This window comes from Paenibacillus woosongensis, assembly GCF_009725165.1.
Taxonomy (GTDB): Bacteria; Bacillota; Bacilli; order Paenibacillales; family Paenibacillaceae; genus Fontibacillus; species Fontibacillus woosongensis.
The window spans coordinates 759088-783296 of sequence record NZ_WNZW01000001.1 but is presented as its reverse complement, the minus strand read 5'-3'; the positions used below and the strand labels follow the sequence as shown (position 1 = coordinate 783296).

Annotated in this window: 21 protein-coding genes and 1 riboswitch; of the genes, 19 read left to right on the top strand and 2 right to left on the bottom strand. The window is 51.0% G+C overall.

Features of this window, described 5'->3' with window-relative positions; genetic code table 11:
- Positions 1 to 17: 17 nt before the first annotated feature.
- The 3 genes from GNP95_RS03780 (at position 18) to GNP95_RS03770 (ending at position 5962) form a co-directional block, all read left to right on the top strand.
- Positions 18 to 803, top strand: a complete 786-nt coding sequence (locus GNP95_RS03780) for a helix-turn-helix domain-containing protein (protein WP_155609528.1) — start codon at positions 18 to 20, stop codon at positions 801 to 803.
- A gap of 471 nt (positions 804 to 1274) precedes the next feature.
- Positions 1275 to 4811 carry a glycosyl hydrolase 53 family protein gene (locus GNP95_RS03775; RefSeq protein ID WP_196427056.1) on the top strand — a complete coding sequence of 1179 codons (3537 nt, stop codon included), beginning with the start codon at positions 1275 to 1277 and terminating at the stop codon, positions 4809 to 4811.
- A gap of 254 nt (positions 4812 to 5065) precedes the next feature.
- Positions 5066 to 5962 (top strand): DUF4097 family beta strand repeat-containing protein, encoded by an 897-nt coding sequence (locus tag GNP95_RS03770; RefSeq protein ID WP_155609526.1) that lies wholly within the window; start codon positions 5066 to 5068, stop codon positions 5960 to 5962.
- A gap of 91 nt (positions 5963 to 6053) precedes the next feature.
- On the opposite strand, the gene asd is transcribed toward GNP95_RS03770, so the two are convergent.
- The gene (gene asd, locus GNP95_RS03765) at positions 6054 to 6869 is read right to left on the bottom strand and encodes an archaetidylserine decarboxylase (protein ID WP_155609525.1); all 816 of its coding nucleotides are present in this window, start codon (positions 6867 to 6869) and stop codon (positions 6054 to 6056) included.
- Between the two features lie 155 nt (positions 6870 to 7024).
- Positions 7025 to 7137: riboswitch (TPP riboswitch) on the top strand.
- Positions 7138 to 7244: 107 nt separating this feature from the next.
- Here asd and GNP95_RS03760 point away from each other — a divergent pair.
- The 3 genes from GNP95_RS03760 to GNP95_RS03750 are packed head-to-tail and all read left to right on the top strand — an operon-like array spanning position 7245 to position 10258.
- Complete coding sequence (locus GNP95_RS03760) at positions 7245 to 7847, top strand: ECF transporter S component (RefSeq protein ID WP_155609524.1); 603 nt, start codon at positions 7245 to 7247, stop codon at positions 7845 to 7847.
- Positions 7848 to 7850: 3 nt separating this feature from the next.
- The gene (locus tag GNP95_RS03755) at positions 7851 to 9461 is read left to right on the top strand and encodes an ABC transporter ATP-binding protein (RefSeq protein ID WP_155609523.1); all 1611 of its coding nucleotides are present in this window, start codon (positions 7851 to 7853) and stop codon (positions 9459 to 9461) included.
- Positions 9458 to 10258 (top strand): energy-coupling factor transporter transmembrane component T family protein, encoded by an 801-nt coding sequence (locus GNP95_RS03750; protein WP_155609522.1) that lies wholly within the window; start codon positions 9458 to 9460, stop codon positions 10256 to 10258. The genes GNP95_RS03755 and GNP95_RS03750 overlap by 4 nt, the downstream gene beginning before the upstream one ends.
- A gap of 59 nt (positions 10259 to 10317) precedes the next feature.
- On the opposite strand, the gene GNP95_RS03745 is transcribed toward GNP95_RS03750, so the two are convergent.
- Positions 10318 to 11409 (bottom strand): YheC/YheD family endospore coat-associated protein, encoded by a 1092-nt coding sequence (locus GNP95_RS03745; RefSeq protein WP_155609521.1) that lies wholly within the window; start codon positions 11407 to 11409, stop codon positions 10318 to 10320.
- Between the two features lie 202 nt (positions 11410 to 11611).
- On the opposite strand from GNP95_RS03745, the gene GNP95_RS03740 reads away from it, so the two are divergent.
- The 13 genes from GNP95_RS03740 to GNP95_RS03680 all read left to right on the top strand — a co-directional run bounded on the left by GNP95_RS03740 (position 11612) and on the right by GNP95_RS03680 (position 24204).
- Positions 11612 to 12769: a glycosyltransferase family 4 protein gene (locus tag GNP95_RS03740; RefSeq protein WP_155609520.1), complete on the top strand. Its 1158-nt coding sequence runs from the start codon at positions 11612 to 11614 to the stop codon at positions 12767 to 12769.
- 195 nt (positions 12770 to 12964) lie between these two features.
- Positions 12965 to 13780: a glycosyltransferase family 2 protein gene (locus GNP95_RS03735; protein WP_155609519.1), complete on the top strand. Its 816-nt coding sequence runs from the start codon at positions 12965 to 12967 to the stop codon at positions 13778 to 13780.
- 5 nt (positions 13781 to 13785) lie between these two features.
- Positions 13786 to 14889 (top strand): glycosyltransferase family 2 protein, encoded by a 1104-nt coding sequence (locus GNP95_RS03730; protein WP_230873639.1) that lies wholly within the window; start codon positions 13786 to 13788, stop codon positions 14887 to 14889.
- Positions 14886 to 15632 (top strand): glycosyltransferase family 2 protein, encoded by a 747-nt coding sequence (locus tag GNP95_RS03725; protein WP_155609518.1) that lies wholly within the window; start codon positions 14886 to 14888, stop codon positions 15630 to 15632. Before GNP95_RS03730 ends, GNP95_RS03725 begins: the two co-directional genes overlap by 4 nt.
- Before the next feature lie 27 nt (positions 15633 to 15659).
- Entirely contained in the window at positions 15660 to 16391 is a 732-nt protein-coding gene (locus GNP95_RS03720; RefSeq protein WP_155609517.1) for a sugar phosphate nucleotidyltransferase, read from the top strand.
- Positions 16392 to 16534: 143 nt separating this feature from the next.
- A complete protein-coding gene (locus GNP95_RS03715) occupies positions 16535 to 17470 on the top strand; it encodes a GT-D fold domain-containing protein (protein ID WP_230873638.1) in 936 nt (311 codons plus the stop codon).
- Positions 17467 to 18819: a glycosyltransferase family 2 protein gene (locus GNP95_RS03710; protein WP_155609516.1), complete on the top strand. Its 1353-nt coding sequence runs from the start codon at positions 17467 to 17469 to the stop codon at positions 18817 to 18819. The genes GNP95_RS03715 and GNP95_RS03710 overlap by 4 nt, the downstream gene beginning before the upstream one ends.
- 123 nt (positions 18820 to 18942) lie before the next feature.
- Entirely contained in the window at positions 18943 to 19230 is a 288-nt protein-coding gene (locus tag GNP95_RS03705; protein ID WP_213589269.1) for a nucleoside-diphosphate sugar epimerase, read from the top strand.
- Between the two features lie 23 nt (positions 19231 to 19253).
- Entirely contained in the window at positions 19254 to 19604 is a 351-nt protein-coding gene (locus GNP95_RS03700; RefSeq protein ID WP_155609515.1) for a restriction endonuclease subunit S, read from the top strand.
- A complete protein-coding gene (locus GNP95_RS03695) occupies positions 19601 to 19954 on the top strand; it encodes a hypothetical protein (RefSeq protein ID WP_155609514.1) in 354 nt (117 codons plus the stop codon). Before GNP95_RS03700 ends, GNP95_RS03695 begins: the two co-directional genes overlap by 4 nt.
- Before the next feature lie 475 nt (positions 19955 to 20429).
- Entirely contained in the window at positions 20430 to 21518 is a 1089-nt protein-coding gene (locus GNP95_RS03690) for a CgeB family protein (RefSeq protein WP_230873637.1), read from the top strand.
- A gap of 37 nt (positions 21519 to 21555) precedes the next feature.
- A complete protein-coding gene (locus GNP95_RS03685; protein ID WP_155609512.1) occupies positions 21556 to 22689 on the top strand; it encodes a CgeB family protein in 1134 nt (377 codons plus the stop codon).
- Positions 22690 to 22752: 63 nt separating this feature from the next.
- Entirely contained in the window at positions 22753 to 24204 is a 1452-nt protein-coding gene (locus GNP95_RS03680; protein WP_155609511.1) for a glycosyltransferase family 4 protein, read from the top strand.
- Positions 24205 to 24209 lie beyond the last annotated feature (5 nt).

The window sequence follows — 24209 nt, the reverse complement described above, 5'->3', positions numbered from 1 at the left end:
CTCAGGAGGGAAAGGACATGCTCCACGTATCACCATCCTCGATCATATTGAAACCGGCTTTTGCCAAAATCGTCTGCGAGCCGGGCTGGAAATGGCATAAACGGGATAAGCCGCTTGCGAATTACGATTTATTCTATGTGTGGAGCGGAGAAGGTACGGTCACTTTGAATGACCAGCCGATCCCTGTCGCCAAAGGAAGCTGCTTTTTATTCCGGCGCGGCGACCATACCAGCGCTACGCATAATCCGCAGCGCCCGCTAGTATTGACCTATATTCATTTTGACCTGAGCGAACCCGTTACCGAGGTGCCGAATCCTTACCGCAAGCTTGAGGATACGCTTGATTTCGAATACTTGCTGTCGCGTTATGTGCGCCTTTTCCTGCTTAAAGCGTACGCCTTCGAGCAAGAGGCCCAGCTGATTCTTAAGCAGCTGCTGATTCATTTGTTGCGCGAGGAGCGAGATGTTCCCGTGGAGAAAAAGGTCAGCAATCAGCTGGCCGAAATCATTCTGGAGGCCGCCAATTACGTTGTGCAGCACCCCGGCCTGCCGCATAAAGTAGAAAGCTTGGCATCGCGCGCCGGGCTATCGCCAAGATATTTTTCCATGAAATTCAAGGAACTGATCGGCATGCCGGTTCAGGCTTACATCATTAAATCAAGAATCGACCGGGCCCAGCACCTGCTGCTGCATGCGGGGATGAATGTCACCGAGGTGGCTGATGCGCTAGGGTATAAAGATATCTTTTTCTTTAGCCGCCAATTCAAGCAGCATACTGGAAAAAGCCCTTCTGAAATCAGATAAGGGAAAAATTTAAAAGGGAATGTGTTTCAACTGTCTTCGTTTCGGGTAAATCATTTTAGCTTTGCGCTAGGAGGAGGTGATTCTTAATGGGACAGAGACGGCGGATTCGCAGCCGTCAGTGTTTGGCGGCTGGCGGCAACATTTTTCGAAATCGCATACGTCGAATCCGGGTATCCGGTCATGAAGGATATCCTTGGTTCTGATTATTATAGCTGAATATAACCTTGATCATAGAAGCAGCGGCTTGCGGAAGCCGGCTGCTTTTTTATATTTCGCAAGCGTACGTTCAAATTCTCGATGAAAATAAACTTAATATCGTAGAAATAGTATTATATTTTGTTGGCGCGCTGAATCCTCGTTCTAATTTAATCCTACTACAATAAAGGCATAGAGACGATCATCGGGGCAACATGGCACGGATCGTTTTTATGTTCAATGCAACTACATACAGTACGGGGAGGAAGGAAAGCAATGAGGACAATGCCAACGATTCAAAAGCCGTTCATCATTTTCTTGATTGTGCTGCTGGCGCTGCCAGGCGTGTTCAGCTCGGATGAGACGGCTGAAGCAGCGGGGGGAAGCACGGCATCTGTGGAAGTTTCGATAGACAATCCAGGGTTCGAAAGCGGCGACCTTACGGGCTGGACAGTAACCGGAGCCACTTATGCGGCTTTGGTAAAGAACAGTTCCGGCGATGCCCATACCGGGAACCATGCTTTTAATTACTGGTATGACGCGCACGGGTATGAGCTCCGTTTGTCGCAAACGATCGGCGGGCTGGAGGACGGAACCTATGAACTAAGGGCGTGGGCTTCGGGAGAAAATGGAGCCGCGGATTTGCGTCTGTTCGCCGAAACAAAAGACGCTGGCGGCAGCCCCTCTGTCCAAAGTACGGCTATCGTCAATACGGGCTGGAACAATTGGACTCAGTACATCGTTCGGAATATCGAGGTTGCCGGAGGGGAAATAACCTTCGGTTTTGATGTTGCCGCTCCGGCTGACTATTGGGGATATTTTGACGATATCAAACTGGTAAAAGTGGTGCAGGGCCAGCCGTTTGACCCGAATGAATTCATTAAAGGCGTGGATATTTCTACGCTGCAGGCGTTAGAGGATATCGGGGTCAAATACTATGAAGGCGGAGTAGAGAAGGATCTGCTGGAGATTTTGAAAAATCATGGTGTCAACTACGTTCGTTTGCGCGTCTGGAACGATCCCGTTCAGGCGGACGGGTACAATGACAAGGCGCATACCGTAGCGATGGCGCAGCGGGTTAAGGCGGCGGGAATGAAGCTGCTTGTGGACTTTCATTATTCCGATTTTTGGGCGGATCCGGGCCAGCAGGTAAAACCGGCCGCCTGGCAAAGCTACAGTTTTGCGGATTTGAAGCAGGCGGTCTATGACTACACTGCGGAGGTATTGTCGGAGCTTGAGGCGGTAAATGCTTATCCGGATATGGTGCAAGTCGGCAATGAGATCAATAGCGGGATGCTGCTGCCTGACGGGTCGACCAGCAGATTCGATAATCTGGCCGAGTTGTTGAAGCAAGGAATTCAAGCCGTGCGTGATACGACGCCCGCAAACCATGAGACCCAAATCATGCTTCATCTTGCGGAAGGCGGAAGCAATGGCAAATTCCGCAGCTTCTTTGATCAAATCAGGGCGCACGGCGTAGATTACGATATTATCGGTTTGTCCTATTATCCATACTGGCATGGGACTTTCCAGGATTTGAAAAGTAATCTCGACGACTTGGTAGCAAGATACGGCAAGCAGGTTGTTGTCGTAGAGACAGCTTATGCTTATACCTACGAGAACGGGGATAACCACGGCAATATCGTTAACCGGAGTGAGACGGATATCGCCGGTTTCCCTGCCACGGTGGAAAATCAAAAACTCGTCATCGAAACGGTATTCAACACGGTAGCGAATGTAAGAGACCATCAGGGACTTGGAGTCTTTTATTGGGAGCCGGCCTGGCTGCCAGGGGTAGGCTGGAAATCGGGAGAGGGCAATGCCTGGGAGAATCAGGCCATGTTCGATTATAACGGCAATGCCCTGGATTCGCTGAACGTATTTCAATTCATGCCTGGAAGCATCACTGACGCTCTTCCGATTCTGGTATATCCCGCCGATAAGATTACAGTATCCAAGGGAGCTGTCCCAGTGCTTCCATCGACAGTGAAGGTGCTGTACAACGAGGGGTCGATTTTACAGAAAAGCGTAACATGGGACAGTATTGCAGAAGCGCAGCTGCAAACGCCAGGAACATTTACGGTATACGGTACGATAGCTGGCATGCAGCAACAGGCCAAAATTGATATTACGGTACTGGCTCAGGAGAATATGGTGAAGAATGGCGGCTTTGAGAGCAGCGATCTGAGCTATTGGAAGCTGTCCGGTACGAGTGCGGCAGGCAAGGTGGAGAAAAACGCCGCCAATGCCCATTCTGGAAGCCATGCCTTCAATTATTGGTACGGTTCGCCGTATGCCTATAAGTTGACGCAAGCGATCAACGATCTGCCGAATGGAACCTATGCGCTGAAAGCCTGGGCTTCTGGAGGCGGCGGGGAAACGGTGCTGAAGCTGTTTGCTGAAGATAGTGGCGGGCTGATTCGCAGCGTGGACATGGTCAATAGGGGATGGAATAATTGGATGCAGTACTTCATTGAAGACATTGAAGTAAAAGACGGTAAATTGACAATCGGAATCGAGGTCGAAGCACCAGCGGATATCTGGGGGTATTTCGATGACATAGAGCTGGTTCTGACTTCGGAGGATCCAACAGCCCCGACTGATCCAACGAACCCAACAAATCCTGCGAATCCAGGGAATGGAGGCGGAGCTGCTTCGGCTTCTAGACCGGGTGAAGGCAAGTCGGAATTAGTGAAATCAGAGCCTGCTTCAGGTCAAGCGACGATAAAGCCGGAGCAAATTACCATCGATGGTTCAGGGGCCGGATTGGTGACGGTAGCTCAGGACGTGAACAAGATCATTTTGACCGAAGAGGCTGTAGCTTTCCTTGGCAAGCGTCCGTTGGAGCTGACAAACGGAAGTTTGTCTCTGAATATTCCGGCGGAAGTACTACAGCAGCTAATTGAGAGCAGCGAAGCCTCAGGTTATGAAATTGCGCTGCAAATTGCGGCTGTGGAACAGAAAGATCTTGAAGCAGCCCTGAAGCGGGGAGCGTTGCAAGATGAGTCTGTTACGATCAAATTACTTGGTCAGGCTTACGACTTCAAGCTAAGCATGCTGACCGGCGAAGGGACGGAGAAGGAGTTAAAGAGCTTCCGGTCTCCGGTGACGATTCGGATCAAGCTGGAAGAGGCCCGGAATATCAAACAAACGGGTATTTTCTATGTTTCCGACAAAGGTAAGCTGGAGTTTGCAGGAGGGCATTGGGCTGACGGAGAATTGAGCGCACCAGTTCACCACTTCAGCAAATATGCCGTACTGGAGTTTACAAAGCGGTTCGCGGATGTTCCAGATACATTCTGGGGTCATGAGGCGGTGTCCGGGCTAGCACTGCGTCAAATCGTTGCGGGAATGCCAAACGGCTCCTTCGAGCCTGATCGTTCGGTTAGCCGTGCTGAGTTCGCAGTCATGCTGTCACGTGCGTTGAAGCTGGAGCAGGGGGGAGCGACGAATGTGTTCACGGATGTATCCCAGGACGCATGGTATTACCCCTCCTTGTCAGGGGCTTATAAAGCTGGTCTCGTCCAGGGACGTGACGGCCGGACTTATGAGCCGGATGCGCCGGTGACTAGACAGGAGATGGCCGTAATGCTGACGAAGGCCTATGCGCTCCGGGGAGGAGTCATGGGCACGCCGGAAGCTGCGGAAAGCTTTGCAGATGCAGTTCAAATCGCCGATTGGGCGCAAGCTTCGGTAAATACGGCTCATGCTCTAGGACTGATTCAAGGCAGAGGCCAAGGGGAGTTTGCTCCTGCAGCCTACTTAACCCGGGCCGAAGCGTCGCAAATCATATATAAATTGGTAACGAAATAACGTTATACAGCATTGTTATAAAGAGGCTGGCATCCATATGGATGCTAGCCTCTTTTTCCCAGACTTTCTTGGGGAAGCCCGCATCCTAGCCCCAGGTCTGGGATTAACTCCGGTCTTCAGCCTGTGGAGCCGAATAAATAAATGGTTACTATTAAGAGAGCACCTATGAGGGAATATCATCACTTACATATCCGGTTTACACAATGTACTTAAGCAAGGTGCAGGAGGATAACAATAGGAGGCAGGAACGGATTATGAGTCGTATCAGAAATAAACACAGAAGCCGGCTGAATTCCATCACGATGACGGCGGCGGCAGTAACGCTGGCCATGCTGGCCGGTTGCGGTATTCAAGATAAATCCGATGAAGTGATTGTCCAGGCCGCAAGTTCGCTGGAGCAATCGGTCATTCCTGCTGCGGATAAGTGGGGGCAAAGGAGCAAGGAGGCGGGGTTGTTCCGGGAAATCTCGGCGTATCATCAGATGGGCAAGGCGACAAGGCTTAGCGTCGACCATACGGTCGGCAATATAAAAATCAGCGCTTATGACGGGGAGGAAATCCGCGTTCATGCCGTGGTATGGTTTGGGAAATCGACTCAGCAGGAGAGCAGGCAGCGTATACTGGATCAAGCGGAGGTATCCGTGATTGATAAGGGCGAGCTATTGAGGATCGTGACGCATCCGAAGGATGAGCCTGACTCGAGTCTATGGAAATGGGCGGAAAAGAAATATGGGTTCTCTGATTTCATGATCGATTACGAGATAGAAGTGCCGGAAGTTTTAGAGAGCTATGATATCCGGCATGAGGTCGGGAATATTGAGCTCCATGACCTGAAAGGAAGCTATAGCATCCACAGTGAAATCGGGCAGGTTAAATTGAATAATGTCCGTATTTCGGGGCGATCATCCGTAGCAACGTCTACGGGCAGCGTTGACGTGAGCATAGCCGAATTGAGCGGCCAAGGCCAGCTTAATGTCCAGACGGAGATCGGAAATATCCATGCAGCCCTGGGCGATGCTGTGGAATGCACGCTTGTGATTAAGAACGACGTGGGGAAAATTACCGGAGCTGCAGAAGGAACGAGCCAGATCAATGGCGGCGGAGGAGAAATCCTGCTGCAAACACAAGTTGGCTCAATAATGGTGGAGTAATTTTAGCCTTAAGATAGCTAAAAAGGCCATCCTTATAGAGGATGGCCTGCTCGGAAAATGTATAAAATTGCAGTGCAGCTGGTTCTTCAAGTCAAGAATTGGCTGTCATGGAGCGCTTGCCTGCGGTGTGAAATCTCCCTAAAGGCTCTCCCATTTTGACCTTAGAGCCTGGGGCAAGCTCAGGAAGGGGCTCAAATGTATCGTTCTCGACCAGCAGAACGACGGTTGAGCCGAATTCGAAATAAGCCATATCGTCTCCCCGTTTCCAGTGCTTCGCTTCGGCATCCGTATATTTAATGCTGCTTACGTTCATGGCTCCGACTTTGACTACGGCAACTTCTCCGAGGTCGTGGGAGATGTATGTGATCAGCCGTTCATTGCGGCTGAGTACCTTCCGCATATTTCTCATTCCAAAGTCATTGACGGGATAGACCTTTCCTTTTATATGCTCGCTCTCCAGCTTGCTTCCCGTTATTGGGGCATGAATGCGGTGATAGTCGGTCGGACTAAGGTATAATACGAAGAAAAAGCCATGATTATAGCTATGTGCGCGCGGAGAGTAATTAAGCAGTTCTTCCAAAGAGTAGTCCTGGCCCTTGACATTTAGAATTGTTCCGGTCTGAATTTCTCCCATTGCAGTAATTAATGCATCGACGGGGCTGATCAATCCTTCCGGAAGGGAATGAATCGGGCGCATGTCCGGCTTGAGCCTGCGCGTGAAAAATTCGTTCAGCGTCCGGTATTCTTTAATGTCCTTTTCGGCTTCATCTAGCGGAATGCCATAGGATTTAGCGAAAGCAGGAATAAGAAGCCGGCTTGCTTCCGAGTGTGAGAACCGGCCCATCAGCCGGGAGATCCATTTCCGGGAGGTAAGCTCCGTCATCCATTTCATCCATTTTGCGATCAAATTGGTTCCCCCTAATTCCTATGCTGAACAATGGTGCTGCCGTTTTCCACTTCCGACTATATTGACATATAATACAAATGAAATCAACAACGATGCTGTAATATTTAAATAAAGCTTGCTACTGCGGCATCTCTTGTTGTATGGTTAAATCAATCGCATAGTGATACGGGAGCTTGAGAGGAATCAGGCTGAGATTGCAGTATAATCCGCTGCTGACCGTTAATCTGATCTGGATAATGCCAGCGTAGATAATCCGTTGTTCAAGGTTTCTTCGTGCCTATGAACCTATACAGCCGCCTGAGCATATCCAGCGGTTTTTTTGTTTTGTTTAGCCATACTATTTCAAAGAGGCAAGAAGAAGGGGAGATGACGGTAATGCAAGATGCAGTACAAAGAAAAGGCGGCCGGGGGCTGAAGCTGAGCGATTTGCTCGTAACGATTTTCGTCTCAATCGTCCTGGGAGTAGTTTATTATTTTTGGAGCGCGGTTTATAATCTGTTCTCGTTTTTTCCGCAGGCGGATGAGCTCGTCTACGGCATGTGGTTTATGGCGTCGACGCTGGTATTTTTACTGATTCGCAAGCCTGGCGTAGCCCTAATTGCTGAAATTGCCGCTGCGCACGTATCGATATTGTTCGGCAGCGAGTGGGGGATACAGCTTGTCATGTACAGTGTACTCCAAGGGCTGGGCGCCGAATTGGTATTCGCGGCATTCCGCTACAAGAACTATTCGGCATCGGTGGCGGCTTTGGCGGGTGTAGCCGCAGCGGTAGGTTCGCTGATCCCGGACATTTATTATGGATATATCCAGGATTATCAGACCTGGCTGCTGATTGCCAAATACGGCATGCGCGCCATCAGCTCTGCCCTGATTTGCGGATATTTGGCATATGCAATCGTGAAGGCAGTAGAGGCTACGGGGGTAACCAATTTGCTGCGTCCTGTTGAGGATAAAGATTATGCGGCGCTGGACGATTAAGCGATGATGCCTATATTGACATCCGCCGCAGCAAGTGACCAGCAGAACCGGGCAGCGGCTATAGCAGCGGGCGTAACCGGGCTTCGGCTTAAGTTCCCGGGGGAGGAACGCTTCGTTTTTAAAGATCTTACTCTGCATGTACAGCAGGGGGAGAAGGTATTGCTGCTGGGCCCGAGCGGGAGCGGGAAATCTACCCTGCTGCAGGTGCTCTCAGGTATTATACCTTCGCTTGTCGAGGTGCCCATGCGCTGCGAGAAGCGGATACAGCCCCCATCCTGGGGATTCGTGTTTCAAGACCCGGATACCCAATTTTGCATGCCTTATGTGGATGAGGAGCTAGCCTTTGTTCTCGAAAATCTTGCCGTTCCGCAAAACGAGATGCAGGAACGAATGGGAGAGGTTCTTGAGGCAGTAGGCCTTCATTTGCCGGAGCTGCATGTCCAGATCGATACATTGTCCCAGGGGATGAAGCAGCGGCTGGCTCTGGCCTCTGTGCTGCTCTCCAATCCCCAGGTGCTCTTTCTAGACGAGCCCTCCGCGCTGCTTGATCCGGAAGGCCGGGAACAGATTTGGGAGACAGTCAAGAAGGTCTCCCCCGACCGGACGCTAATTATTGTCGAGCATCGGATCGAGGAAATTGCCGGTTTCGTCGACCGGGTCATTCTCTTTGGTCCGGAAGGACAACTGCTCGGACAGGGAACGCCGCAAGAGGTGTTCAGCACGTATCAATCCGAGCTGAAGGAGTTCGGTATTTGGTATCCCGGCGTATGGGAGCATTATTTCTTATCGCCGGAGGGAGAGGCGCTTCTTGAACCAATTCTCCAAGATGCGCCGGCATCCTCTGGAGCGACCTTGAAGCTACTGGAGCTGTCCCGGTTCAAGGGCCTCAGGCACGGTAGACCGGTCATTAAGATCGAGCAGGCTTCCGTTTCACCAGGCGACTTCATTGCGATTACCGGGCCAAACGGAGCGGGAAAGAGCTCGCTGCTGCTGAGCCTGATGGGACTGCTCCGCTCGGAAGGAACTTATTTACTGCATGGAGAGCCTTTGGATGACAGGCCGTCCGGCCAGCGCGCAAGGAAAGGCCGCTGGCGCAGGAACAAGCGAGATAAGCGTATCGAGCAGGCTGCATCCCATATCGGCTTTGTGTTCCAGAATCCAGAATTTCAATTCGTTGCTGAGCAGGTGGCAGAGGAAATCGCTTTTTCCTTGCGGCTGGAAGGACTAACGGAGAAGCTCGTAACGGAGCGGGTCGACGATGCTTTGTTGACCTTTGGCCTAGAGGGGCTGAATCACCGTCATCCTTATCAGCTCTCTCTTGGGCAAAAGCGGAGATTAAGCGTGGCTGGCGCTGCGGTGTTGAATAAACCTATTCTGCTGCTGGACGAACCAACCTTCGGCCAGGATGCCGTAAATACCTTTGCGATTCTGCAGTTTTGCGAGAAGCTGCGCCGACAGGGAACCTCGATTATCATGGTGACGCATGAAGAGAAGATTGCGGATATCATTGCAACCCATCGTTGGGAGATCCGGGAAGGAACAGTCGTGTCGCAGCGGAGGACGGAACGGGGAGAGCGGATCAGGCGTCTTGCACAGGAAGAGGGGAACCGATGAAACAATTTCTAACGCCTCGGCGAACAACCTGGCTGCACCGTGCTAATCCTGCCGCCAAGCTGGGGATGATCGTGCTGCTGTTTCTATTGACCTTATTTACGCATAGCTTGGATTTTATTGCTTATCAGGCCATAGCTGTCTTTCTCGTTCTATTTCTGATGAGCGGGCATCCTCCATGGAAGATCATGCTGCTGCTTCTCCCTCTGCTGTTTGTATTTGTATCCTCCTCCATTACGATGATCCTCTTTGGCAAAGGGGATACGCTTTGGTGGAAATGGGGAATCATCCGCATATCCGAGGAAAGCTTCTATCGGGGAATTCACATCGGCTTCAAATCGGTTACTTTTGCCGCTGAGGGTTTGCTATATGTGCTAACGACCTCTTCGGTCGCCTTGTTCTATGCCCTGATGCAGAAAGTTAAGCTTGCACCGAAATACGCCTATAGCTTCATGGCTTCGGTCCGGCTGCTGCCGATGGTATGGGAGGAGTTCCTTATTCGGCGCAGCGCTCTGCAGATTCGCGGGGTACGGCATAGCCGCGGCATCCGCGGCTGGATCGAGCAAGCCAAGCTGTATGCTGTGCCGCTGTTATCGCAAAGCATTCGCCGGGCTCACCGCGTAGCGGTAGCTATGGAGTCCAAGGCGTTCCACAATAGCCGGCGCAGAACCTATTATTATACCTCTGAATTTACGTTTTACGATCTGGGGGTGTTGCTTTTGCTGGCCTCGGCAGTCGCAGCGGCTTACAGTCTGGCGAATATATATCCTTTGTTTGGAATTTCCGACGTACGATACTGAATACACGAACCATAGAAGTCCAGACTCGCCTGTGCGAATTTGGACTTCTATTAGTTATGTCAGTTCTGAATATTATCTAGGTCATATAAATATCTCGCGAAATCCATAGGCCGCTGATACGTATCTTTCCAAATGTCTGTCAATCCGGCCTTTCTGAAACCGTAACGCTGATCTCTGCCATTGCATTCGATGAAATAGAGCTGCCCATTTTCAGTCAAGCCAATGTCGATCCCGAGGTCTGCGAGCAGAGGGAGGCGCGAGGATAAATGCTTCGCTATGGTGAGTGATACATATTCTACATGGTAAAGGATATCCGGTACCATTTTTGGGGGAAGACATTGCGCCAGCACTTCTACGGGATATGGCTGTCCCCCTTTGCCAAGGTTAGAGAGAAAGCTGTTCATGGGAGCGATCTTTACGAACATCCCAGTGATGCCCCATGTGCCGAAGGCGCCGCGCTGAACGGTAACCCGCAGGTCTAGCGGCCTGGCATCGTATTCAGCAAGCGGAATGCGCTGCTGTATGAGATAGGGGGTTTGGACGAATCTGCGATAAAGCCATGCCGGAACATTCTCTTTGGCGATTCTGTCCGTGATCCATCCTCTCTTTGTTTTGCCAGGTTTCATTAACTTCCATGTCGTATCGTCCCGCCGGATTCTCATAATTCCGTAGCCGACCGACCCGCGTACAGGCTTCAGCACAAGATCATCGTATTTCGCCATCATTCTCCGCAGAGAAGCGGGAGAAGCTTCTGCGGTTTCCGGAAGATATTCCGATAGACGAGGGTCCTCCTGCAAGATACGGTGGATGACGTTTTTTCCATAACGGTTGTTTACGTTAAAGATGCAAACCCCTTGCGATATAAGGGAGTTGATTTTACGGTGCGAGCCTGCATCCTTGTAGAGAGCACGGTTATGAATGACCCTCGGCGTAGGGATCGTCTTTTTGACATAATCGTAGCCATCCTGTACGTACGCAACACTTCTGTTTGAGCCGGTATCGATATCCCCTAATCTCAGAAAGCAAGGAATGAATCCGTTTGCCCGCGCCGCCTCTTCATAATTAGCTATTGATTCCTGGCCGGTTTTACGCTGGGGAATTCCCCGGTACATGCTGGAGTTTAGCAGAATACCGACACGGTCTTGCCCCATGGATTTTCCTCCTTTTTGTTTACGTCTCTTACGAATAATTTATGTGTAATGTCCTAAAAAGCGTGGACGACTGTGCTGTAGCAACAGCCTGTTTTAGGGCGAAAAACAGTCTGCAGGATGCTTTCTGGGGTTATTAACCTTACCGGAAGAATATGCATATTTTGGAATGTGGGTGTAATTTTGCGGGGAGGAAGCGGATCGAATGAGCAGACTAAAAGTAGCGGTCATTACGCCAGGAACCTTTATGATTCCATCAGGACATAGCAGTTCCGTCGAACGGGTAATCGAGAAGGTGGCTTCATTGGCTGCAAGCGAACTGGATATTCGAATATTCGGCTTATCGGACGGTCAGATCCAAAGCCCGGGGAGCCCGGCATCTATCCCTTGCTTTCGCATGCCTGGCGGCAGGTTATATTTAACTTCGCTGCTGAGCCACTTGAGAAAGTGGCATCCTGACCGGATCGATGTTCATAATCGCCCATTGCTTGCTTATCAATTGAAGAGCAGGCTGCCGATGGCCAAGGTATTCCTGACCTTTCATTCAACAACTTATTTTTCTGCCTCCTATCAGTCGGCTGCAGGGATGCGCTGTTTATTGGATAAGGTGGATCAAATTATCGTGAACAGCGAATTTTTGCAGCAGGAGCTTCGTCGGCGTTTTCCAGCGCTCCAGACGCCGGTTTCCGTTAATCCACTGGGGGTAAGTCTCGAAGATTTCACGCCGCGATGGACCTCGCCCGGTGAATACTTAAGACAGGCCAGGCTTGCGGATTTGGGGTGGAGGCAACGTAAAATTATTCTGTTCATCGGCCGCTTGCTGCCTTCCAAGGGAGTTCATCATTTGCTGAAGGCTCTGCCTGCAATTTTGCAGCAAGAGAAGGATGCGATGCTCGTTATTGTAGGCGGCGCATATTACGGAATCAACCGGGAGAGTCAGTATGTCAGGCGACTGAAAAGAATGGCGGAGTCGCTTGGGGATAGAGTGGCGTTTCTCCCGTATGCACCTTATCCAAGCGTTGCCGATTGGTATAACTTGGCCGATCTTGTGGTCGTTCCGTCCGGGGAAGAAGAGGCCTTCGGTTTGGTCAACGTTGAGGCGATGGCTTCGGCGGTTCCCATCGTGGCCAGCCGGGCTGGAGGCATCCCCGAAGTCGTCATTGATGGAGAATCTGGAATGCTCCTTCCGCCGGCTTCGATACCCAAGGATTTGGCGAAGGGCATTGTTTCTTTGCTTGGCAGCGAAGAGATGCGCAAGAAGATGGGGCGGGCAGGCCGGGAGCTGGCGCGCCGCAGGTTTCGCTGGCAGCATACTTCGGCCCGTTGGATCCGCTTGATGAAAGGCCAGAAAGCAAGCAGGTAGCAGGCCAAACAAAAGACTATACTCGGACTCGCGGAATGATCCGCCCGAGTATAGTCTTTTGTCTTTTTCCGGACGGAAAAGGACTGTACGTTTGCCGTTGCAATGCCCCCCTGCAAACATACACTGTAAAAGGTAGTACAAAAAGCCCTATTCGTTCTCCGATGCAGAAGCAGCTGGGACAGGGAGGTGAATAACATGCTTAGGAAACGCAAGCTGGCACGCCGCTCAGCGCGGCAGATCCCATACTACAAACGGCCCAATTGGCGCGTGACAAATCATCCAAACCCAGCAGTGTCTATCATTGTTCCAGCGATGAACGAGAGAAGTACATTAAAGGGCGTTCTCTATGAAGCTCGCAGGGTTCATCCTCGCAGCGAAGTCATCGTCGTAGCTAACGGATCGACGGATGGAACAGAAACCTTGGCCAGGAGATGCGGAGCCCGCGTCATCGCGGCTGCGGAGCCGCTCGGACATGATGTTGGACGCCGTGTCGGCGCTGAGGCTGCAAGAGGACAGATATTATTATTTATTGACGCAGATATGGTTATTCCGGCTAGGGAGCTTCGGCCCTTCATCAAGGCGGTACACGAGGGAGTGGACGTGGCTTTGAACGATTATTCGGGGCTCATGGCAGGCCGGGAAGTTCATCCCGTCGTGTTGGCTAAATTTTCGCTGAATGCCATGCTGGGCCGATCCGATTTGAAAGGAGCTTCCCTGACGGCGGTTCCTCATGCCATGAGCCGCAAGGCGATCGAAGCCATTGGGTATAGCGCGCTGGAGGTGCCGCCGCTGGCCCTGGCAATTGCGGTGCTTCGAGGATGCAAAGTAAAAGCCGTGCACGCCATTCAAGTCGGCAGAATAAATCCGGTTAAATACAAAAACAGGAGAGCTGATCCGCTAATCAGCCTGATCGCTAGAGATCATTTGGAAGCCGTGCATCGACTCATTCTAGAACAAGGCCCGCGTGGGGGATATGGGGACCTCGGACGCAGGCGAGACAAGGTGAGGTGAGAGGCATGCCGAGAAGAAAATACGAAATGTTGATAAGCGGGCGGCGCTCTGCCGATCAATTTCAAGCCCGAAGACGCCCCAGCCATCAGCAGCGGAAAAGAGCTTCAAAACCGCAAATGAAATCCAGAATGAGATGGGAAGAACTTGAGGAGAAGGCTTATCGTGCCGGTAATGCCGCGGCTGTGTCGCAGACGGAAAACCCGCACTCGTATGAGCATATGCAGACTTCCTATAAGGAATGGTATGGGGAAAAATGCAATAAAACACTGCCTTGGCGAAGCGTGCTGGCCATTTCGAATGCTTACCGCCGCGGGTACAACAGGATTGCAAAGCAGACGGTACATGGAATTCCGTTGCCGCTGTATGGGAAGGCGTCAGCGGTTGTTTCTGCCTGCAATGAGGGGAGCACGATTGCAGCCGTTATAGCTGAGTTGCTTCGGCTGCCCATTCAGGAAATTATCGTCGTACTGAACGGGTGCAAGGATGGCAGCTTCCGTTCAATCGAAAGCAATGAGCGAGTAACGGTAGTAAGTTACCCTGAGAGACTGGGGCATGATGTGGCCCGCGCTATAGGAGCCTCGCTTGCTAGCGGCGATACCGTGTTGTTCGCGGACGGCGACATTGTCCTTGCTGCTGAGGACTTTGCTCCATTTCTAGTGGAAGCGGAAAATGGGATTGATGTGGTTCTGAATGACATTTCCCCCTACTTGCCGCCATTCTCCAAACAGGATGCTGTGACCCACAGCAAGATGTTTCTTAACTATATGCTGGGGCGCCCCGATTTGAAGGCAAATTCCTTGACTGCTGTTCCCCATGCTTTGTCCCGGCGGGCCCTGGCTTCCCTTGGAACCACAGCGCTAATCGTGCCGCCGAAGGCACAGGCGCTGGCGATCGCGCAGGGATTGAAAATCCGGGCCCCACGCCCGGTGGATGTGGTGAGGAACAACCGGCTGCGCAGCGGGAATGTCGGCAACGGAAATGAAGTATCCCGGCTGATCCTTGGCGATCATATCGAAGCGTTTGAAGCAGTAATGCGCCTGCAGGGGCGCAGACTGAATATGACAAGGCTGCCCCGCAGCGAGCTGGCTAGAAAGAGGAATGGCAGATGAGCGAGGAGAAGCTGACCAGCATCATTATCCCGACTCATAACGGATTGCCTTTGCTGGCCTCCTGCATCGAATCGATCCGCCGGCATACCGAAGTTCCGTATGAAATTATCGTCGTCGACAACGGATCTACGGATGGGACGCAGGAATATTGCATTCAAGAAGGTCTTACATTTATAGCGCTGCCTACAAACGATGGATTTCCGGCTGCATGCAATAGAGGGCTTTCCATCGCTTCCGGCGACCAACTGCTGCTTCTGAATAACGATGTCAACGTCACGCCGCAATGGCTGTCCAACATGCTTCTTGCGCTTTACAGTGCGGAAGACGTAGGTATCGTGGGGCCGGTTACGAACTATGCGAGCGGACGCCAGCAAGTGGATGTTGTGTGGGATACACTGGAAGAGTTTATGCAAATCGCATGCAGGCATAACCGCTCAAATCCGGCCAAGTGGCTCGAAGCCCAGCGCATTGTCGGTCTATGCTTCTTATTCAAACGAAAGTTATGGGAAATTGTCGGACAGTTCGATGAGCGATTCTCGCCAGGGCATTACGAGGATGACGATTACTGCTACCGTGCCCGTCAGCATGGCTTTCGGCTCATTATTAGCGGGGATACACTCGTATATCATGCCGGGAGCGCCAGCTTTGCGTCAGTAAATCCAGACGGTTGGAACGATTTGATCGAGAGCAACCGCCAGAAATTTATCGATAAATGGGGGATCGACCCATGGATATATCTTTGACAAAAACGGCTTTGGGGAGGGAAGCAGATGAAAGGCGTCATTTTGGCGGGTGGAACGGGGACCCGCCTTCACCCGTTGACTCGAATCGTAAATAAACATCTTCTTCCGGTCGGGAGCTATCCGATGATCAGCTATGGCATCGAACGGTTCCGGCAAGCAGGCATAAAGGATATTCTTCTTGTGATCGGCAAGCAATCTGCTGGACTATATACCAATTATTTGGGTAGCGGAGAGAGTCTAGGGGTAAACCTGATATATCGCATACAGGAAACCGCTGGCGGCATTGCCGAGGCTCTAAAATTGGCTCATAGCTTTATTGGGCCCGGAGAGAAGTTCGTTGTACTCTTGGCGGATAATTTATTTCTGGATGACTTGACGCCCTATATACAGAGTTTTATGAAGCAAGGCCACGGAAGTGCTAGAGTGCTGCTTAAACCGGTTGATGATCCTAGAAGATATGGGGTACCGGTGTTCGACCAGTCACGTCCCGAATTAATTTCTTATATTGAAGAGAAGCCGGCAAAACCGAAATCCAAATATTCCGTAACGGGAATCTACATGTACGATGATGCAGTCTTCGATCGAATTAATACGATCAGCCGTTCTGCCCGGGGCGAGCTGGAAATTACGGATGTGAACAATTTATACGCTAGGGATGGGAAGCTGGAATACGATGTTCTCCAATTATGGTGGGGAGATGCAGGAACTTTTGAATCATTGCTGGAAGCTGGAGTTCGAATGAGGGGAGTGCTTCCTTAGACCATCACCAAGATGAGTGAGAGGAGGGAGCATACTTGGATAGAACGCACAACAAACGGACCAGACGCCGAAGGCGCATATGGAACAGGGCCAGACGCCGCACAAAGACGGGAAACCGAATGCCGTCCCGGAACCGGTCGAGCATGGCAAACCGACGGCTTCCCGTGGAGTCCTCTTTAGCGCCTTCGGCTGATCCTCTCGAAGAGGATACAGCTATTCCAGGGAAGGCCGCAGGTTGTAGCTATGACGAAGGTTACCGGCAGGGTTATTATGAGGGTGGTGAAGCCAAGGTAGAACGACAGCTCCCTCCTTACACCGTGCTGCCGGATCTTACTATAGACGACTTAATTGCCTTGGGGATTCAGCAAGTAACAGCGTCGCTTGTTCCAGTCATGTCCCCGATGGCAGTATGCGCGGCAGTCATTCGTGCTCTGGAACAGCGGCAGCCGTTATCAGTCATACGTCTCGGCGACGGGGAAGTCCTCACCTTGGCACATGATATGAGCATTTCCGTGGAAGAGGCCAAGCTTTTGGGGCCATTCCTGCCCTACGCGGGAGTAACACTTCCTGATCCGGCTGCCCGCCGGTCATTGGCGGAATCCATACGCCAAGCGGATATCGTTGGAATTCCCGTCTCTCGTTATCCTTCGTTCCAAGGGTTGTTATTTCCTGCCCTGAACCAGCACGGTATATCCCACCGTATGCTGAGAATGACTTCCTCTACGGTGAATTATGCCTTGCATGAACAAGGATTGCTGTATCGAATGCTTTCCGGGCGGAAGCTGCTTCTTATTGGAAATCAGGCGGCCGGATTAGCGGATGTGATACGCAGCCGAGGTTTGGAAGTTACCGGAATCATTACTCCGGTTAAGGGAGTGCATGACGTGCAGCGGATAATAAAACAAGCCGCTTTGATTGATTTTGATCTTGCCTTGGTAGCAGCCGGAGTAGCCGCTGTTATAATTTGCACAGCCATCGCTCAAGAATTAGGCAAGGTGTCATTTGACATAGGGCATTTGGCAGATCGGCTGGTGAGCGGAGGAGCCTTTTTGCTGCCGGGGGTGGAGGTGAATGGATGAGCCGAGGAAGATATCTGCCTCTGCGCCGGGCTGTGCAGAAGGAACGGGCAGAGGCGATTAGCCGCTCTAAGCGGAAATCTGCTGTAGAGTATCATGCCGGATTTAAGGCCGGTTATCAGCTTGGGGTAGAGGAGGGGCAGCGCACTTTTGCCATTCCTTTTGAAGGCACGAGCATTGTTATCCCTACTTATAATCAAAAAGAGCTGCTTCTGCAGTGCATAGACAGTATCGAAGCTCATACAGAGCATCCCTATGAAATTATCGTCGTTGACGATGGCTCTACAGACGGAACGGGTGAGGCGCTGCAGAGGCGAAGGGGCGCGATTCGCGTCGGCACCCATCGCAAGAACTTAGGTTTTGCCAGCGCTGTAAATACTGGATTGATGATGGCCAAGGGGCAAAAGATCGTGCTGTTAAATAACGATGTTATCGTGTCTGAACGCTGGCTTAAGCAAATGCTCGCCGTACTGGAGAGCAACCCGAATGCGGCAATCGGTCCGGTTACGAATTATATCGGCGGCGAGCAGCAGATAGATACTGATTATGTCAGCCGATCGGAAATGGAATCTTTTGCGGCGAATTACAATGTGGCGGACAGATCCAAATGGCGGGAGACCGATCGGCTTGTAGGCTTTTGTGTATTATTTCGACGCGAGCTGTTTGAAGAGGTTGGCTATTTCGATGAAGGATTTGAGATTGGCAACTTTGAGGATGATGACTGGATGCTGCGCCTGCGGCTGCAGGGCAAGCATTTAATCATTGCCGGAGATACATTCGTCCATCATATCGGAAGCGTGACCATGAAGGGGCTTGGCGAAGATCGATATTTAGTCGTGAATCATAGAAATGAGAGTCTCTTCCATGAAAAATGGGGAAAACCCTTTGAACTTCTTCAACGCTTGAACACCCAAAAGGGCAGGCCCTGCCATCGTAAATCCAGTGATTTTTTTCCAACGCATGTCTGGGTGGAAGGGGCTGGGAGGTTATTTTGGCTGGAGCACGGTGTTAAATATCCGTTCATTGATGCGCCGTCCGGTAACATGCCGAATAAGCCGACTAGGCTATCGGTCATTGATTTGATACAAATACCTACGGGAACCCGGTATTCAGGGGGGAAATCCGCTGATCAGGAAAATGGATTTCTGCGGGAAGGAGCGGTAATTCGGGGCGGGAACGGCTATTTATATCAAATCGATCAGGGCCGCCTGCGAGAAATTGCTTCGGATTATGCTTGCGGCCTTTGGGGTCTATCTATCGAGCCGGACTCTATTTCACCAGAGGAGTTGAGTCAGTTCGAGGAGGGCGTGCCGATCCTGCCGCCTCCCCGATTGAAATCGGAGGATCTATAAATCCCCGTTCATAGCTGTAACGGCGAGGGTGAGCCTCGCATATGCTGGAACAGGTGAGGCCGGGACCGATGCACAATCATACTCTTGTACCCGGCATAATCGAATAAAGTAGGGGGAATCCCGGTGGAACAGAAGATCACAGAACTCATCATTCATTTGTCCCACTCGCATGCGCAAATCGCGCGAATCCTCGATGCGGAGAGGCAGGTTGCAGTGCGAATAGCGCAGATCATTCATGCTATTCCTGACGCTGAACCGGCTTTCGATGGAACCGATGGGTTGATTGAAAGCGCAGGGCGGATTAACAAGAGTGTTGTCTCCTATTTGAATTCAATTGCCGAGCTGCAGGAAGCCATGGCGGAAAATTTGGAGCTCGTGGTCAAGGAGTTAAAAGATCAGGATGAAGAATAGGTTGCTAGAGTGAGGATGATATCATGAGCAGAGAGCAGTCTTTTATGAATGTGTTGGATGCGGCAGCCAAGGTTCAATGGAATGTGGCTATGATTTTAGAGGCAAAGGCGGTAGAGGTTGAAAAAGCGCGCAATTGGATTATGAACCATGTGCATGGGGGGAGCTTCGAAAGCCATGAGAAGATGCTGTCGGAACCGCTCGATATTCATGAACAGCTGGTTGAAGTGATAGACGGGTTAACTAAGCTGCAGAGCGGTTTTAACAGTAATTTGAAGGCTGTGCTCACATCCGATGAGGATGAGTCGGGCTCTGACGATGGCGGATTTGACGGATTATTCAGCGGTTCCTTTGATTTGGAGGACTCGGAGAAATGACAGCGGGTATCGGCTCTGTCGAGGCATCTAAGCTGCGGCTGATAGATTCGATTGCTAGGAGCCAAACAGCCATGGCGCGAATTTTGGACAGTCTGGCGGATGTGACGGATCATTCGGCTGAGACGGCCCGCCGTTTAGCTCATAATATCCAAGTTCTGGCCAGGTATCAGCAAGCCATTGCGCAAACGGTATGCGGTATTACACTGCATCAAGTAAACTATGGAACTCCTTCAATGCCTTGGATTATGGATTCTTGTTACCCGGCAAACATCGCAGCCCGAGGAGTACGGGAGGATTTAATCCATGTTAAAGACCAAGACCCGGCGAAAACGCCGAATGAAGCTGGTTAGAAACAGAACAGGTTTAAGGGGCAAACGCAAACGATTAGTTAGACGCAGATCCAGGCATCTTGGCCGGAAATCGGGCCGCAGAATCAGGCATGGGCGATCGCGGCGAAAAAAAACGGCCGTCTCGCCGGCCCGCACTATAACTTCCCCAGCAGGGACTCCAGAGCAAGAACTACCAGTTGCTCCGCCAGCGCCCCCGGTACATGATCCGGCCTTGTTTCAACAGGCCTATGATGAAGCTTACCAGGAGGGATTTAATTCAGGATTCTCTAAAGGATTTGAAGATGGCCATAAATTATCTTATAAGAATAGAGTTTGACTGTAAGCGGGCTATTACTCCGGCAATTCCGGAGAGGCCCGCTTTTTCGTGGCATTCGCCAATTTATGAGGTTTCGGGGTAGTCGTCCATGATGCACATGCCCTCCAAGCATATATTTATACAGACCTAGGAAATCTCAATATAGATAGGATGAATGCCTTGGAAAGTTTGAACAATCTGGATACTAGCAAAGCCTATCAAGATGGATTTCTTGAAGGCTATAGGTTCGGCGGGTGCCAGGCTGTTCTTGAGCGAGTCTCTATGCAAGAATCGCCTAGCAAAATCAAATGCCGCGTTCTCTATGTTCCTCAAGGCTTCGAGGCGATCGATCGCGGGGTAGCAGAGGCACTAAGCGAGCTGACAGAAGAGTCCGCCGTGGCCGCCCCTGGGTCCGCATTGGCTATGGCGGTCTCCTTCCGTCCTGACTTGGTCCTCGTAATGAATGGTCTCCATGTATTTCCTCCTGAGCATGAGGAGCAGATCCAGGCCATCCGCGGGCTGGGAATCCGTACGGCGATATGGTTTGTCGACGACCCCTACTTTACGGATGATACGGTTCGGATGGCTCCAGCCTATGATGAAGTATTTACGCATGAGCTGGAATGCGTTGAGCTCTATCAGAGAATGGGCTGCAGGAAGGTTCATTATCTTCCGCTTGCGGCGAATCCGCAAATGTTTCGCCCGGTTCGTTCATCACTGCAATATCATTACGATATTTGCTTTATCGGTAATGCTTTTTGGAACCGAGCAGAGCTATTTGATCAGATGGCTTCTTACCTGCAAGACAAAAAAGTGTTCATTGCGGGGCAGCATTGGGAGCGCCTGGCTAACTACGGCCTGTTGTCCCGGTTCATTAGCAACAGATGGATCGAGCCAGAAGAGACGGTGTCGTACTATAACGGGGCCAAAATCGTTATTAATCTTCATCGTCCTACGGAGGCCGGATCGGATAACCGGAATGGGCTGAATATTCCCGGGGGCTCGATTAATCCCAGAACCTATGAGATTGGCGGATGCGGAACATTGCAAATGACGGATTGCCGGAGCGATTTGACACAGCACTATAAACCAGGGTACGACATTGAGACATTTGCTGACGCGGCTGAACTTCAAGCTAAAATCGATTATTATTTGACCCACGATCATGAACGTATCCAAATGGCCTGGCGCGCTTTGTGGACGACTCGATCCAAGCATACGTTTCATCTGCGAATTACAAGTTTGCTTGCTGCATTGCAAATCAAGTAAGCAACTAGCGACGCGATAATCAAGAGGGAGTGACGATATGTTCGTTCATTCGGATTTACAGTCAACGGCTATACGGGAAGGAGAAGCTCATGATTCAAGCAGAAGGGGAAGGCAGGCTGGATTAAAGCATGGTTTCGATGAGGGATATTTACGCGGGCGCGCAAAAGCGATCGTGGAGGCAGCCCCTGTTCATTTTCCAAAAAGAGCTTTAAAGGTTCTTTATGTGTCCTCAGGCAAGGGCTTCCCTTATGCGCCGATCGATGAGGCCATTATTGCCACTCTCCAAACGCTGGCGGCAGAAGTGAGCGTGGCGGGGCCCAAGCAGCCGGTGTCGGAACTTGTATCGAGCTTTTTGCCTGATTTGATGCTTGTACTGGATGGGATGGAGCTGCCTGCAGAACAAGTAGACGCGGTACGTGCTAAAGGGATTCGAACCGCTATTTGGCTGACGGATGATCCTTATTACACGGATATAACCATAAGAACAGCGCCTCATTATGATTACGTATTTACCCTAGAGCGCAATTGCCTGGATTTCTACCGTTCTGCAGGGTGCAACAATGTACATTATTTACCTTTTGCAGCTCATGTAGGCCATTACCGCCCCACGTTAACCCGTTCCTCTGTTCGGCGTGCAATCAGCTTTATCGGCTCGGCCTATTGGAATCGGATTGAATTTTTGCAGCCGATCATTGGCGGCCTCATGGAAAAGGGCCTGACGATTAATGGAATTTGGTGGGACCGGTTGCCTGAATATGCATCCTATCCAGACCGGATTGAAATTGGTAAATGGATGGGGCCTGGCGAAACGGCAGAAGTATATAGCGGCTCAAAAATCGTACTGAATATGCACCGTTCTCCTTATGATACGACCGTGAATAACAATTCGGTCGGCCTTACGGCTGCATCTCCTAACCCCCGGACATTTGAAATCTCCGCCTGTGGAACATTGCAGCTTGCTGATGTTCGGGATGACTTGGCCAGCTTCTATATTCCAGGCCAGGAAATCGAGACCTTCAGCAGTCCAGGCGAGCTGTACGACAAAGTTAATTATTATTTGGATCATGAGACGGAGCGGCGTGAGATTGCGCTGCGTGCTTTGGATAGAACGTATCGCGAGCATACGTATTCCCACCGACTTCATGAAATGTTAAGCCGGATTTTTGGTTAGACGGTTTGTCATTACCGTACAGGGAGGTGAGGCTCTCCTTGTCCCTTAGAAGGAGAGGCCGTTATGTCAGAATTGAAGAAGCTATTGCTGTTCTCGCATATTTGCAACAAGAGAAATATTACAGGAGCGGAGAAACTGCTGCTCTTTCTGGCCACGAGATTATCGCCTTATTTCCAGTGCGTCATCGTCGTTCCCAAAGAAGGCCTGTTAACACGGCTAGCCCACAGACGCGGCATAAGAACGATTGTACAGAATATTCCGCCTTTATACGGAATGTGTTTGCCTCATGAAGGTTTAGCCCAGCAAGCCGACGATTTGCTGACGGGAGCAGCGTTTAAAGAAACTTCCCGGCTTCTAGCTGCAGAACGGCCGGATTATGTACTAGTTAATACCAGCACCCACGTGGTTCCGGCAATGGCAGCCAAATCTATGGGTGTCCCCGTTATTTGGCATATTACCGAAGTGATTGCCAGCAACGAGTTTACGGAAACTTCTATTCGAAATATCGACCAGTACAGTGACTGGATTGTATGTATTTCGGAATCTGCAGCCGCTCCATTACGCGGTTGTTCTGCCGGGAAGCTCAGTATCTTATTCCCTTCTTGGTCTTGGAACGATTTTAACCCCCATATGTGGCCGCAGCTGCGCGAGAAGCAGAGACAGCAATGGAAAGTGAATTCCGATGATAGGGTGATTGGCTATATATCGTCCTATTTGATCCCTGAGAAGGGTGCGGATCATTTTGTCGAAGCAGCCCTGATACTGGCAGGGCAATATCAGCAGAGTAAATTTGTGATTATCGGAGCTGAATTGAGTAACCCATATTATCATAAGCTTCGGCAAAGGATCACCGAGTCCCCTTATGCGGAACGGTTCATATTTATCGATTATGTGTCAGATATCGAATCAGCATTCAGCGCGATGGATGTGGTTATTGTCCCTAGTATGAAGGATGAAGGCTTCGGTCTAACGGCAATGGAGGCCATGATCATGGAAAAGCCGGTCATTGCCTATGCATCCGGAGGCCTGGAAGAAATATTACGTTTAACAGGAAACCAGCCGTTTCTCGCTCCAGTCGGAGAGTATTCCGAGCTTAGCGTCATAGTATCCCGGTTCCTTGATGAGCCGGGTTTAATAGAATCCGTCGGCCGCAGCAACCGAATTCAGATTGAAGCCTGCTTCGGTCCTGAGGCTTATGAAGCTAATCTGCAGGCCATGTTGAACCACATTGGCGGCGGGACTTCTAGTGCGGTCCCTGTGGCAGATCCGCCTTCGCTCCGCCCCGTACGATCGAGTCCAAAGACTCGGCGCAGGGCTAAAAAGGCCAGGCTGTTGCCCTCTGCGCGCAGACGGCTGAGGAGCATAACAAGCCGAAAGAACGTCATGAATCTGAAGCGTCTAAACCGGGGGCGTAAGGGAAGCAAGGCTCGAGTGAAACCCGGAGCGCGGAGTATACGCTCCATCCGGCGGGTTAGCCCTATGCGAAGAAGAAGTAAAGATAAGAAGAGACTGTGAACAGG

Coding starts and splice junctions, on each gene's coding strand:
- GNP95_RS03780 (WP_155609528.1), top strand. CDS start 18: ATGCTCCACGTATCACCATCCTCGATCATATTGAAACCGGCTTTTGCC.
- GNP95_RS03775 (WP_196427056.1), top strand. CDS start 1,275: ATGAGGACAATGCCAACGATTCAAAAGCCGTTCATCATTTTCTTGATT.
- GNP95_RS03770 (WP_155609526.1), top strand. CDS start 5,066: ATGAGTCGTATCAGAAATAAACACAGAAGCCGGCTGAATTCCATCACG.
- GNP95_RS03760 (WP_155609524.1), top strand. CDS start 7,245: ATGCAAGATGCAGTACAAAGAAAAGGCGGCCGGGGGCTGAAGCTGAGC.
- GNP95_RS03755 (WP_155609523.1), top strand. CDS start 7,851: ATGATGCCTATATTGACATCCGCCGCAGCAAGTGACCAGCAGAACCGG.
- GNP95_RS03750 (WP_155609522.1), top strand. CDS start 9,458: ATGAAACAATTTCTAACGCCTCGGCGAACAACCTGGCTGCACCGTGCT.
- GNP95_RS03745 (WP_155609521.1), bottom strand. CDS start 11,409: ATGGGGCAAGACCGTGTCGGTATTCTGCTAAACTCCAGCATGTACCGG.
- GNP95_RS03740 (WP_155609520.1), top strand. CDS start 11,612: ATGAGCAGACTAAAAGTAGCGGTCATTACGCCAGGAACCTTTATGATT.
- GNP95_RS03735 (WP_155609519.1), top strand. CDS start 12,965: ATGCTTAGGAAACGCAAGCTGGCACGCCGCTCAGCGCGGCAGATCCCA.
- GNP95_RS03730 (WP_230873639.1), top strand. CDS start 13,786: ATGCCGAGAAGAAAATACGAAATGTTGATAAGCGGGCGGCGCTCTGCC.
- GNP95_RS03725 (WP_155609518.1), top strand. CDS start 14,886: ATGAGCGAGGAGAAGCTGACCAGCATCATTATCCCGACTCATAACGGA.
- GNP95_RS03720 (WP_155609517.1), top strand. CDS start 15,660: ATGAAAGGCGTCATTTTGGCGGGTGGAACGGGGACCCGCCTTCACCCG.
- GNP95_RS03715 (WP_230873638.1), top strand. CDS start 16,535: ATGGCAAACCGACGGCTTCCCGTGGAGTCCTCTTTAGCGCCTTCGGCT.
- GNP95_RS03710 (WP_155609516.1), top strand. CDS start 17,467: ATGAGCCGAGGAAGATATCTGCCTCTGCGCCGGGCTGTGCAGAAGGAA.
- GNP95_RS03700 (WP_155609515.1), top strand. CDS start 19,254: ATGAGCAGAGAGCAGTCTTTTATGAATGTGTTGGATGCGGCAGCCAAG.
- GNP95_RS03695 (WP_155609514.1), top strand. CDS start 19,601: ATGACAGCGGGTATCGGCTCTGTCGAGGCATCTAAGCTGCGGCTGATA.
- GNP95_RS03685 (WP_155609512.1), top strand. CDS start 21,556: ATGTTCGTTCATTCGGATTTACAGTCAACGGCTATACGGGAAGGAGAA.
- GNP95_RS03680 (WP_155609511.1), top strand. CDS start 22,753: ATGTCAGAATTGAAGAAGCTATTGCTGTTCTCGCATATTTGCAACAAG.